Origin of the sequence: Mobiluncus holmesii ATCC 35242, assembly GCF_000185445.1 — a bacterium.
Lineage (GTDB): Bacteria > Actinomycetota > Actinomycetes > Actinomycetales > Actinomycetaceae > Mobiluncus > Mobiluncus curtisii.
In genome coordinates, this window is sequence record NZ_GL622346.1 from 1,559,501 (window position 1) to 1,571,930 (window position 12,430).

Genomic DNA, 12,430 nt, shown 5'->3' on the forward strand with positions numbered 1-12,430 from the left:
ACACCGAAACAAATTAATAGTATTAGCCCCCACACGGGGAATATTTCCCGGAATGAGATTTAACGATTGCGTTGAATTTCAGCGTTAATCTCAGCTTGGGCTTCAGCGAGGGTCGGCCCCTCGCTAAAGCCCAGGTGCCAGAACTCCCAGCCGTCGACATCTTGACCGAGCTCCCGTGCCGCATCGCTGGGATCATGAAATTCGCGACCTTCCAGAATAATGACCCCGCGTTCTGCCAGAATCGCGGTGACTTCTGCCGGGGTGCCATTAAAGTCAATCAGGGCGACCAGCGGGGTGTCCTCCCCGGTCACTTGGGCGATGATACCCAGCCCGGTAGCGTCGCGGTACAACAGGTCGAATTCGTCTGACTGACCCGCCCCTAGTGTCTCTGGTGTCTCCCGCGTCAGGGACGTCTCCGAGACTTGCACAGTTTCAGCGGGCGACACCGGCTGTACCGGTTCGTTCTCAGCTTGGGCTTGTGCCTCTGCTGCCAAGGTTTCTTCGCTGGCAGGCGCCCGGTGTGAATGATGTACCGGCGGTAGCTCCCCGGTATCAGTGCCGGAAATAATGTCTGCAAAGGACGGCGAGTCTGGTTCTGCAGCACTGCCGTGATGGGTGGTAAACAGCGACTCTACCGGCTCGTCATCCTCTACCGTAGCCAACGGGGACACTGCCGATGCCCGTGCTGCTTCCATAATGGAGTGGCGGGAAATTGACCCAGTTTGCAGCTCTGGCTCGTCTACCGGGGTCGGACTGTCCGCAGTCTCTGCCGCCGGTTCCGAGTCGGGCACCACGGTTTGCAAAGTCGTCTCCGCCGGCTCTGCGCTGCCAGATTCGCCTTCCGGCGCGACGGCTTCGGGAACCGAACCGGGCGCCATCGGGGTCGCCAAATCGGTGACCACTCCGGACACCTGATCCGGACCGGACTCCGCCTCAGGTGTCACAGATTCCGCATTTTGCATATCTGCATCGGTGGCAGAGGTAATCGCTGGGATGCGGGCTCCCCGGCCTGCCAAAAGATTCGTATCGTGGCTGAACAGCGAGGACGCGACGCGCTGTACATCCAGGAACCTACGCCCGTTGGACATTTCGCGCACGCTGACATGATGGACTTCCAGTCCGGAGGGGGTCAACGCGTCCAGGGCGGGGCGCACATCGGGGTCAATCTCGGTGGCGACCAAAATCAGGCGCGGTCCCGCCGCCAAGTTCGGTGGCATAGCATCGCGGAATTGCGTCCACCCGGAACGGAAAGCGCTGACCCCGCCGGGATAGGCGGCAGCTAAATCATTCCACCCCAGATTCGACACTGCCCCGAGCCGTGCCAATGCCGCAATTAAACCGCTGGAATCCAGCCGATCCACCACTTCGACCAGCACGACCTGACCGGAACCGTCCAAAGCGGTCAAACGCGGGGACTGCTGGGGAAAACTGTGCTCAGTCCGACCCGCACCCCCGGACCCTTGTGACGTCCCCGCAGGTTCCGCAAACTCTCCGGGCATCCCAGACACCGGCGTCACAGTCATATCGTTCCAGGTCACAGGGAAAAGCGGGCGCGCAATGACTTCGAGGACTTGGCGACGGATGGAATCCAGAATCTCCCCCTGGGCTTCTGGTCCTACGGGATGGCCAAACTGGGCAGGAATCAGGTGACCTTGGTCATACTCAAACAGCGACATCGCAACCTCAATCGTCGGGACTTTAGCGAGCCAGCCTGTAAGGCTCAACTTCCCCTATCATCTCACGTTTTTACTCCTGTTACATACAGGCGTGGGAAGCATTTGAAAAAGGTCGCGATTTTCCCTGCCGTGATTCCGGTGAAGCTGGCGTTGCGTCGGGGGCGACGGGAGGTCACGATTAGGACTTTTCGGAACCAGCCGGGGTTGCCGAGTCCGTCGCGGGCCCGTCAGCAACAGCGGTGTCCCCAGCCTTTTCGGTCGGGTCTTTCGCCGGGGATGCCGTCGCCGCGGTGGATTGCTGCCGGGAAAGTTCCTGGGATGCCATCACTTTCGCGGTGTCCTTTTTGGAGCCACCAATATAAGACGCCGCCACCTGGGCGTGAACCGTGCCCGGAGCCCCGCCAATTCGGTCGTGACGGATGGATAGCTCCGGCATCGAGTCGTGTCCGGTCAGATACAAAACCACGGTGTTAAAGAATGCAATCACCGGAACCACCAGCAGCGCTCCGATGATTCCTGCCAGGAAGGTTCCTGCCGTCACGCCCAGCAGCACTGCCAGTGGATGCAAATTAACCGCGGAGGACATCAGCATCGGATGCAGCACGTTCGATTCAATCTGTTGCACTGCCAAAATCACAATCAGCATTATGACAGCCGCCATGAAACCTTTATCTAGCAGCAAAATCAGCACAGCGATAGCCCCGGTGGTCACTGCCCCCACGATCGGGATAAAAGCGCCGATGAAAATGAGCAAAGCCAGCGGAATAGTCATCGACCCCGCCCCCAGGACCGCGGCTCCGATAGAGATAAACACGGAATCCACCAAAGCCACCACTGCCTGTGCCCGGATGTAACCATTTAGCGTGGTCCAGCCGCGAATCGCCGCCTCGTGTACCGGCTCACGAGCGGGCACCGGCAACATCCGAATCAACCAAATCCAAATCTGGCGACCGTCCTTGAGGAAAAAGAACAGGCAGAACAGCGAAATCAAGATGGTGGTGACTACGCTGGCGACCGAAGAGGTCACTGACAGCGCCGAGGACGCGATTGAGGAGGAATACTTGGTGGCAAAAGCGGTGATTTGGGCAGTCAGCTCGTGAATATATTTCTCGATTTGCTCCTGATCCAGTTTCAGGGGACCGTCACTCAACCACGCTAATGCCTTGTCGAAACCACCCCCGGCTTTCACCAGCAGGGCGGGCGCGCCGTGCGCCAGCTGCGAAGTCGCAATCCAAATCATCGCGACGACCAGCCCGACCCCCACGAGCAGGGAAATAATCGCGGATAGGGTCTTGGGAATGTGCCACTTTTGCAGGCGGAGATGCATCGGCTCCAACAGCAACGTCAACAGCAGGGCAATGGCCAGGGGAATAAAGACGATGGATACTTTCGTGATTCCGTACAGAATCAGCCCCAGTGCCGCAACGATGGCGAGGAAACGCCACGCCCAGCTGGCTGCCACCCGGATTCGCCACGACACAGCATAAGCCGAGTTCGGACCGTTTTCCACCAGCGGTGGGGCGGTCGGTTCCAGCTCGTCAAAGTTAGGAACCCGATTTTGTGTGTCTCGCCGGGCAATGACCTCACGCCACCACCCGCGTCTGTATTCAGCTCCGGCGTTCAATAACGCTTTCTTTTCCATCGCACTTCCGTTTCGATTGGTTGTTGTCAAAAGTTTCATTCTGGTCGCCCCGCCTTTTGGAGCATCGCGACTGGGTGAGCACAGACCGAATGCCGAGTGAAAGGAATAATGCTTAGCGCACCATCCGGTTGAGCGTCAGCCCGTAGTTGACCTCGCGACCGGTCATGGCTCCGTCCGAGAGGAACCCGGCACGACGATATAATCGGTGCGCTCGTTTTTCCCCCGGATACCCTGCCGGTAGCCACAGTTGGGCTGGCTCTTGAGGACCGACCACGTATTCCAGCAGGCGCCGTCCCAGACCTTGCCCCTGAAATTCTGGCATCAGGTAGTGCATGGACACTTCCCGTTCCCGTGCGGGCGGGGTCACGTGCTCGTTACGAACTGTCTGTACCGTCATGGCGATACCGACCACCCGACCGTGCTCGACCGCAATAGCAATGCGGCGTCCTGCCGGATCCGAAGTCAACAGATTGTGCCACTGCCCGACCAAAGTCGGCTCATCGAAACGGGAACGGTATTTTGCGTCAATAAATTCACCGTAGTTAGCCAGCCACATGCGGGCATGAGCCACCCCCATACCGGCAGCATCCTGAACTTCTGGCGGGCGAATGTTGACAGTCATTACTCTCGATTCCGTGTGATGTTTTCTCTAAGTCTAACTTCTGAGGGGAGGCAAACGGTATCCTCCCCGCGGGTTAACACGAAACTGCGCTGAACATTCAGACCGGAAACTCCGGAACACAAACCTAGTTATTATCGGACGCAAAGTACGCAAAAATCCGCAGGAACTCAATGTAGAGCCAAATCAAGGTCACCATGAGCCCAAAAGCGGCCGTCCAAGCGGTTTCCTGAGGCGCCCCGTTATCGACCGCAGTGACGATGTAGTCAAAGTCCGTAACCAGCGAGAACGCGGCTAATCCGATGGCGATGAGGCTGACCACAATCCACAGCGGGAAGCCACCGATGGTTGGTGCGTTGGGGCCGTAGAAAGACCATGCCGGGTTGATGAGGCTGACCACCATGTTGCCCAGATAGAACACAAAAATCGAAAACATACCAACTGTGATGACCCGCATCAAGGTCGGGGAGTTCCGCACCACCTTGGTCTTAAACAGCACCAGCATCACCAGGGTGGTGACCAAGGTCGCCACGATTGCTTTCACCACTACACCGTCGTAAAGCGCGGCGAACAGGCTGGAAATGCCACCTAACATGACGCCCTCGAAAGCGGCGTAACCCAAAATCAAAGCCGGGGAGGGACGGCGCTTAAACGAGTTCACCAGCCCCAACACCAAAGCTACAAGCATCGAGACAAACGCCACGCTCATGCCCAGACCCGGATTGGTCGCGGTCAACGCCCAAGACCCGGCTCCGAAAAGCAGGAGGGTCCCGAAAGTCACCACCGTCTTAATCAAAACATCGTCCATGGTGACGGGACGGCTGGCAGAAGTCGTGCCGTATTGTTCCTGTCCCTGCGGAGTGGGGAACTGCTGGGGGCGTTCCGGCGCGTAGCTCACTTGGGGAGCGTCACCGGGATAGGTCTGAGTTGCCCCTCCGCCGACATGGTAGCCGGGCATAGTCGGGTATCCCCCCGGAGTGCGCTCGGTAAATACTTTGTTGCGGGTAAACACTGGATTACTCATGTCGCTCCTTATAGTCTCAACAGTTTTATCGTAGCGGATTTCCGGGTTTCTGCGGGGCTCAGTCCTCCTGCTGCGGGGGGATTTTCCGGGACGCCGCCCGTCGCGAAGCCAGCGAAAACCAGCTATGTCACAATAGGTTGGTGACTACCCCCCCAATTCCTCGCCAGCCCGGTGGCAATGTTGACCCCGCGCGGCGCCGAACCCTGCGCGGTTTGGTGTCAAACGCGCTGCTCATAGTCACGTTCTTAGTGCTGTTCGGAGTCGGTATTTTGGTGGTAGTCCAGGTGGGATTCCTGGAACCGCAGGAAAATCTGGCTGCCCGCGGAATGCTGGCGCTGGTCATCACCCTGCTGATGGTGGTGGCAGTGATGCTGGCACGTATCGTCCAATTGGGACGCGACCGGGTGGACGAGCTGACGTTGCGCAACCGCCAGTTGGAACTGGAACGCGAGCAATCCGAACAGATTGCGGTAGCTGACGAACGCGCCCGGATTGCGCGGGAGATGCACGATATTGTGGCTCACTCACTGACGGTGTTGATTGCGATGAGTGACGGCGCCACCGCCGCGATTGACAAAAACCCGGAACTCGCCAAAGCAGCCTTGCGCAATATGAGCGAGACGGGGCGGGCAGCACTGGCAGACACCCGCCGCCTGGTGGGAGTGCTGCGCCAACCCACCGAAGTGCCCCAGAACCTTGACCCCAACGCTCCGCAAGACGCCCCCGCATCCTCCCTGGAGGAAGTCCGTTTCACCCCGTCCCCGGACTTGGCAGAAATGGAGGGGCTCATTGCCCAGTTCCGAGCGGCTGGTCTGCCCATTACTTACCGGTATTCCGGGGATGAGGTGCCGGCTGACGGTCCGCTGCAACTGACGATTTATCGAATCGTCCAAGAGTCTTTGACTAACATTTTACGTCATGCTCCCGCCTCCACCGCGGTCGAGGTTGATTTGGAAGTGCAGGGAAACGGCATTCATATCGTCGTGTTTAACGCCACTTCCTTGGCGGGGATTAACCCCGGCGGCGGAAAAGGGCTGATTGGGATGCGCGAGCGTGCTGCGGTTTATGACGGTCATGTCGAGGCCGGTCCCACCCCCGGCGGGTGGCGGGTAGAAGCCTCCTTGCACTGGCAGGCAGAAGCTCCGAAGCCTGAGGGCTGGGTCATGCCCGCGTGAACGACTTTTAGGGGACAATAGAAACGTGAGTGACAACGAGAACGAACCGGGACAGACCGCGCAATCCGCGGAATCCGCACAGTCCGCGCCTAGTGAAGCCATCAAAGTGCTGCTGGTCGATGACCAATCCCTGATACGAATGGGCTTTCGGATGGTGCTGGAAGCCGCCGACGACATCACGGTGGTAGGCGAAGCGGCAGATGGCAAAACCGCACTACAGATGGTCAAAGCGACCTCGCCTGACGTGGTGCTGATGGATGTGCGGATGCCACACATGAACGGCATCGAAGCGACTTCGGAAATCATTACTGGCAACCCAAACGTGAAAGTCCTCATCCTCACCACTTTTGACCTGGATGAATACGCTTTCGCCGCACTGCGAGCCGGAGCCAGCGGATTCCTGCTGAAAGACGCCAAACCAGAGGAACTCATCGGCGCCATCCGCAATGTCGCCCACGGGGACGCCACGATTTCTCCGCGCGTGACGAAACGGATGCTGGAAATGTTCGCTCCCCAGCTGCCCGGAGAACAGGACGAGGTGGAGGAAGCGAACCTGGTCGATAAAGCCCTGCTGGACAGCCTCACAGATCGGGAGACTGAGGTCCTCACCCTCATCGCACAAGGTCTGACCAATCAGGAAATCGCCACGCAGCTGTTTATTTCGATGACTACGGTGAAGACTCACGTGGGCAATATCCTGAACAAAATCGGTGCCCGCGACCGCGTGCAAGCGGTCATTTTTGCTTACGAAAATGGTCTGGTTTCCGCCTAAATCCGCCAGATTAGCGGGAGGAATGGTACCCCCGGTCGGATTCGAACCGACACTGAACTGATTTTAAGTCAGCTGCCTCTACCATTGGGCTACGGGGGCGGTCGCATTTTTCAACTTGGTTAATCATCCATTCATTTGGGGATTTACTCAAATCGAACCTAGACTGTGGATTATGGACAAAGAAGTGCCAAGCAATGATAAAGAATACGAAAACCTCGACAAGGGTCTGTTCGGAGAGCCGGACTTAGCCAGTCCTTCCCCGACGGACTACGATGCCGCGGTTCAGGCTGGCGAGCAACGACTCAGCCCGCAGCAGCGGTTTGCTCGGTTTGTTTCCGACGACATCGTCGGAGGGCTGATTCTGATTATCGCTGCCGTGCTCGCCCTGGTGTTTGCCAACACCCCTTTCCGCGAGGGGTATCAGGCAGTGGCACAGTTCGTGCCCGACCCTGGTCTGGCGCAAGCCGCCGCCACTGACACCCTGTCTGTGCTGCAAAAACTGCACCTGTCCATGCCTATTGAAGAGTGGGCGCGTGACGGTATCCTGGCAATTTTCTTTTTCACCGTCGGGTTGGAGCTAAAGGAAGAGTTCACCCACGGCGCCCTGCACGATCCCCGCACCGCGGCGATGCCGATTATTGCCGCCGTTTTCGGGATGGCAGGACCCGCCCTGGTCTTCGCAGTGGTCACCGCCATCACTGGCTCTGGAGCTTGGCACGGTTGGGCGATTCCGACCGCTACAGATATTGCCTTCGCAGTCGCGATTTTGCAGATTTTTGGTCGCGGCTTGCCTAACGGGGCGCGGACGTTCCTGCTGACCCTGGCGGTAGCGGACGATCTGGGCGGGATTATCGTCATCGCCGTGTTCTATGGCTCTAACCTGAATCTGGTTTTCCTGCTGCCGATGGCGGCGTGTGCTGCCTGGTTTGGGCTCCTGTGCCGCAAGCGGAAAGGTCACTGGTATTTCCTGCTCCCTCTGGGGGTGCTGACCTGGTACTTCATGCTGGTTTCCGGTATTCACGCCACGATTGCCGGAGTGGTGCTGGGCATGGTGGTTCCCGCCGATAAGCGCGATTGGGAAGTCCACAATATGGTGGAACAAATCGCAATGAAAGTGAACCCGGTTTCTGCCGCGTTTGCAGTGCCGTTCTTTGCTTTCTTTGCCGCGGGGGTGGACATTGTGGACACCCCCGGTGGGGCGCTGCAAATGCTGGCAAATCCCGTGGCGATAGCGGTCATGTTAGCGTTACCTTTCGGGAAATTGCTGGGAATCTCCGGTTCCGTATTGGTGATGGAAAAGTTCACGCCCCTCCACTTGGAAAAGGGCGTGACCATGGGTGATATGGTTCCAATTTCGCTGGTGGCAGGGATTGGTTTCACGGTGGCGCTGCTGATTTCGCACCTGTCTTTCCGTGGCGACGATTTGTTGACCCAAGCCGGTTCTATCGGTGTGGTCATGGGCACCGCGCTGTCCATCATCTTGGGTGCGGTTGCTCTGCAGCTGCGTCTGGCTTTCCGTCGTGCCCATTCGCACGAGTGAGGTTTTTTGCCCGGTTTCCTGGGCGAAAGTTAGCGGTTTCCCGGCTGCGCGAGGATTCAGTCAAGCATCCCCGCCCGCCCGGCTGACCCCACGGACTGGGGAACGCTAGAGCCGCCCTTGTGCATCCACTGGACCCCGCGGACGGGGAAAATAACCCAAAAGGGTATTTCAGACGTCGAGCACATTTGATATTTTCGAAGCGAAGAATCGGCGTTGAGTCGTTTCCTGGAAACCTAGAAAGGCACACAAATGCGGAGTTTGCGCAAGAAAAGCTTGGTAGCGGGCATAGCGGCAATCGCGTTGGTGGCATTGAGCGGCTGCGAAATGAACGTCAAACTGAAAGTCATCGACGAGCACACCATTGAGCCTTCGGTCATCGTGGCGATGAGCGAAGCCGAAAAGGACATGCTTTCCTCCATGGGCGACGGCGGGAAAGTGACCTGCCAGGATCTCGCGGATACGGAAAATGAAGGCGAGGCCACGGTCAAAGATTTGAGTACCGGCGGGGATATGAAATGCGAGATTATTCTGCCTCAGGAACAGAGTCTCAATTCAAGCAAGAACCTGAAAAAAGAGGGCGATGACCTGGTTCTGACCCTGCCCAAAGAGGACATTGACGACCTGAAATCGAAACTGAACGGTGCTGGGGACACCAGCGGGCTCGGTATGGATTCAATCACCATGAACCTGATTATTCAGATGCCCCACGGTATCAAAACAGCCACCGTGGACGGGCAACCCGTTGATTTTCAGGGTGACAGTGTGACGCTGGATCTGACCGACCTTGGCAGCGAGGTTAAGGTGGTGTCCTCCCCTGACATACCTGCTGGAACCAGTGGCGATAAGGCTGATTCCGAGTATGATTCGGACACTGACCTCGCGGCTGCCGGGATAACCAGAACGTCGGTCCCCGGGTATTTTTTGCTGGCGATTCCCTTGTTTTCAATCCTGATTGTTGCCGGAATCGTCATTCTGATTGTGGTGCTGGTCAAAAAGAGCAAAGCTAAGGCTAATCCGGTGGCTCAGTTCGGCCAGCCGATGAACTACGGGCAACCGGGGCAGCCCCAGTTTGGGCAACCCACACAGCCACAACCTTTCGCACAACCAGGGCAGCCACAGCCCTTCATGCAGCCGGGACAGCCCGCCCCAACGCAATCCTTCGCACAGCCTAGCGCGGGGCAACCTGCCGTGCAGACCTCACAACCCCAGTTCGGGCAACCCAACCCCTTTGCTCAGCCAGGACAGCCAGGACAGCCGGGACAAACTCAGTTTGGACAGCAGCATCAGCCTGACCAGACCCAGTTTGGGCAACCGCAGTCTTTCGGGTCGAATATTCCAGACCAAGCTGGTCCGTCCCCTGAACCGACCGACTCCACCCAGAATCCAAATCCGCAAAACTAGCCCTAAACATATTGCCCCAGGTTGGAGATACCTGCCGGGGTTGTGAATATAAGGTGGTATTTGGGCTGTAGCTGCCATTATTGGCAGCTACAGCCCTATTTCCACCCTATAATCCACGCCCGCCCCGACACTCACCAAAAAACAGCGCTCTAATTCCCCGAAAACCTGGAGTAAAACCTATTTAGAACGGCTCGGGGCGCCAGATATGGCACCCCGAGGCAAAGAGCGCGGGCGAAGTCACGACACCAAATTCAAAAACCAGCCCCGGAAATCAGGGAATCTGGGACAGGATAATCCCATCGAGGATGTCATTTTCAGAGGTCAAGACTGGGAATGCGCCACGGGGTTCGCCGGTAGACACCGTTCCCGATTCCGAGCGACCCGGGAACGAACCGGGAGCCGGATGAGCCTCCAACCAAGCCAAAATCCGCTCCCACACCAGGACTCCGCCAGCAATCTGGCGCACCCGCTGCGGATGCATGGGTCCCAGCTGGGCTTTTTCCTCGTGCGGCATCCGAATCAGGCGCTGGGCGTGTTCCCGCAGCGCCCCGGAATCCAGCACGGCACCGTTGATTTTATCCGGCTCATAACGTTCCAACCCCAATTCCAGGGCGGTCAAAGTCGTGACCGAACCGGCGACCCCAACAATTTGGCAGGCGCAATCCAACGGCACCTGGGCTGCAGCCTGGGTAATCATCCCATCGACAAACTGGGCAGCTTGGCTGATTGCATCCTCGCAGGGCACACCTCGTGCATCTTCGGCGGGACGCAAGTAACGTTCGGTGACGCGCGTGGAGCCCATATTCATCGACACCGTGGCACTGACCTGGTCAAACCGACCGGTAGCGGGGTTAATCTCTCCGAACGCGAATTCGGTGGAACCTCCCCCAATGTCTACGGTCAGTGCCGGGCTGGCAACGTCGCGATGCGCCGAGAGCGTCCCGGTGAATCCCAATGTCGCCTCGAGTTGTCCCGAAATGACCTCCGGGATAACCCCCAGCCGTGCCTGTACCCCGGCGCTAAACTCCGGAAAATTATCCGCGTCCCGCGAAGCGGAAGTCGCCACCATCCGGATTCTCTGGACGTCCTCACGGCGCACATACTCGGCATATTCCGTGACCGCTGCAAAAGTCCGTTCCAGCGCGGCTGACCCCAGGTGCCCAGTCCGGTCCACTCCTTCGCCCAAGCCCACAATCCGGTTCAACCGCACCACATCGGTCATCGTCCCGGACTGGGGGTCGACCTCACTAATGAGCAAACGAATCGAGTGAGTCCCACAATCAATTGCTGCTATACGCATTACCGATTCTCCTCCCCCACAGTTTCGTCAAATTTCCAGGCACAAGTCGTGGGCGTCCAACGATGCGGGTTGCTGGCGGGCAACTGTTCCAACCGATCCAACACCCAATCCCCGATGGGATTTACTCCCCGACCTGCCGCCAATGAGTGTCCAAGCAGGGCGTGGAAACACTTGACCCGGTTCGGCATTCCCCCGGCTGACACCCCCGCGATTTCGGCGACTTCCCCGATTCCGGCGGCTTCACCCGCCTGGGTGCGCTGGCGAATATAGAGCTCATGGGCGCGCGTATAAGCCGCCGCTATCTGCGGGTTTGCCGCTAACAGGGCTTCTGCCTCGCGCATGACCCCGTTTGCCTCCAAGTGTGAGGCGGCTGCGACTGCTGCCGGGCAAGTCAGGTAATAAAACGTGGGGAAAGGCTCGCCACCGGGCAGGCGCGGGGCGCTCGCAATGACCGCGGGGTGACCGGCGGCGTCACCGCCGCATCGGGCGGCAACCCCTATAACTCCCCGCGGGACACGCCCCAATTGAGCTGCGATGATACGCAAATCTTGCGGGCTAGCAGGTGTAATCACAAGGGGCTCCTTTGTCAGTTTACGGTTAGCGCTCAGTTGCGGGTCGGGGCGTTCTTGGGGTTAGAGGTTTTTTCGGGGGTGGCTTTGTCAGCAGGCGTCGCGGACGGTCCGGCAGTTTTCGCGGGTTTTCCAGGGGCGGGAGCCACCCCGGCGACTTCCAGCCCGGTGACGATTTGGCGGAACCACGGCAAATCATTCGTGTCTTTATCGGTCCAGCCGCTAGTCAGCTGCGGTTTTTCCGCACCGGGAGGATCAACTACGACATAGGTAACTTCGCCGGGTTTCACATATCCCAACCGTTCACGGGCTTGCCGGGAAATATATTCGGGGTCCCGATAGCGTTTGATTTCCGCTTCCAGCTCGGCGTTTTGGGCTTTGACTTGGGCGATTTGGGCGGCGAGCGCTCGCGCCTGTTGCTGCTGATCCATCCAGGAGCGCAGCGGGGAAAACACCACCAGGAATACTGCCAGCGCTACTGCTGCCAGGGTGAGGATACGTGCCAGACGGGTCGAGCCGGGAGCGTCCTCGACGCGGGGACGCGACGGGGCTTTTACCGCGGGCGAGGTCGGGGCGGCGTTTTGGCGTGAGTTCTTCCCAGCTCTCCGCGGGGCAGCGCCTGACTGCGCCGAGCTGCGCGGGGTCGGCTGTGCCGCATCGGAGAGTTGACGCGGTTTCAAACTGGGACGCTTCACGTGGACATTATCCCAAA

Annotated in this window: 11 protein-coding genes and 1 tRNA gene; 4 read left to right on the forward strand and 8 right to left on the reverse strand. The window is 58.5% G+C overall.

Annotation, left to right across the window (positions count from 1 at the left end; all coding sequences use genetic code 11):
- Positions 1 to 59 precede the first annotated feature (59 nt).
- The 4 genes from HMPREF0576_RS06665 to HMPREF0576_RS06680 form a co-directional block, all read right to left on the reverse strand.
- A complete protein-coding gene (locus tag HMPREF0576_RS06665; RefSeq protein WP_004011241.1) occupies positions 60 to 1,724 on the reverse strand; it encodes a hypothetical protein in 1,665 nt (554 codons plus the stop codon).
- 130 nt (positions 1,725 to 1,854) lie between these two features.
- Positions 1,855 to 3,318, reverse strand: coding sequence for an AI-2E family transporter (locus HMPREF0576_RS06670; protein WP_004011242.1), 1,464 nt, complete (start codon positions 3,316 to 3,318; stop codon positions 1,855 to 1,857).
- Positions 3,319 to 3,430: 112 nt separating this feature from the next.
- A complete protein-coding gene (locus HMPREF0576_RS06675) occupies positions 3,431 to 3,940 on the reverse strand; it encodes a GNAT family N-acetyltransferase (protein WP_004011244.1) in 510 nt (169 codons plus the stop codon).
- A 124-nt stretch (positions 3,941 to 4,064) separates the two neighbouring features.
- Positions 4,065 to 4,961, reverse strand: coding sequence for a Bax inhibitor-1/YccA family protein (locus HMPREF0576_RS06680; RefSeq protein ID WP_004011245.1), 897 nt, complete (start codon positions 4,959 to 4,961; stop codon positions 4,065 to 4,067).
- Positions 4,962 to 5,176: 215 nt separating this feature from the next.
- On the opposite strand from HMPREF0576_RS06680, the gene HMPREF0576_RS06685 reads away from it, so the two are divergent.
- Positions 5,177 to 6,136, forward strand: coding sequence for a sensor histidine kinase (locus tag HMPREF0576_RS06685; protein ID WP_036324586.1), 960 nt, complete (start codon positions 5,177 to 5,179; stop codon positions 6,134 to 6,136).
- A gap of 25 nt (positions 6,137 to 6,161) precedes the next feature.
- The gene (locus HMPREF0576_RS06690; protein ID WP_004011247.1) at positions 6,162 to 6,908 is read left to right on the forward strand and encodes a response regulator transcription factor; all 747 of its coding nucleotides are present in this window, start codon (positions 6,162 to 6,164) and stop codon (positions 6,906 to 6,908) included.
- Positions 6,909 to 6,931: 23 nt separating this feature from the next.
- Here the strand turns inward: HMPREF0576_RS06690 and HMPREF0576_RS06695 are convergent.
- Positions 6,932 to 7,007: transfer RNA gene (locus tag HMPREF0576_RS06695), tRNA-Leu, on the reverse strand.
- 73 nt (positions 7,008 to 7,080) lie between these two features.
- Between HMPREF0576_RS06695 and HMPREF0576_RS06700 the strand changes: the two genes are divergently transcribed.
- Entirely contained in the window at positions 7,081 to 8,448 is a 1,368-nt protein-coding gene (locus HMPREF0576_RS06700; protein WP_004011248.1) for a Na+/H+ antiporter NhaA, read from the forward strand.
- 249 nt (positions 8,449 to 8,697) lie between these two features.
- On the forward strand, positions 8,698 to 9,849 hold the full coding sequence (locus HMPREF0576_RS06705; RefSeq protein ID WP_004011250.1) for a hypothetical protein: 1,152 nt from the start codon (positions 8,698 to 8,700) through the stop codon (positions 9,847 to 9,849).
- Between the two features lie 271 nt (positions 9,850 to 10,120).
- Here HMPREF0576_RS06705 and HMPREF0576_RS06710 read toward each other — a convergent pair whose 3' ends face one another.
- The 3 genes from HMPREF0576_RS06710 to HMPREF0576_RS06720 are packed head-to-tail and all read right to left on the reverse strand — an operon-like array spanning position 10,121 to position 12,413.
- Positions 10,121 to 11,149, reverse strand: coding sequence for a Ppx/GppA phosphatase family protein (locus tag HMPREF0576_RS06710; RefSeq protein WP_004011251.1), 1,029 nt, complete (start codon positions 11,147 to 11,149; stop codon positions 10,121 to 10,123).
- Positions 11,149 to 11,721, reverse strand: a complete 573-nt coding sequence (locus HMPREF0576_RS06715) for a DUF501 domain-containing protein (protein ID WP_004011252.1) — start codon at positions 11,719 to 11,721, stop codon at positions 11,149 to 11,151. The genes HMPREF0576_RS06710 and HMPREF0576_RS06715 overlap by 1 nt, the downstream gene beginning before the upstream one ends.
- Before the next feature lie 32 nt (positions 11,722 to 11,753).
- Positions 11,754 to 12,413, reverse strand: a complete 660-nt coding sequence (locus HMPREF0576_RS06720) for an FtsB family cell division protein (RefSeq protein WP_004011253.1) — start codon at positions 12,411 to 12,413, stop codon at positions 11,754 to 11,756.
- Positions 12,414 to 12,430: the final 17 nt, after the last annotated feature.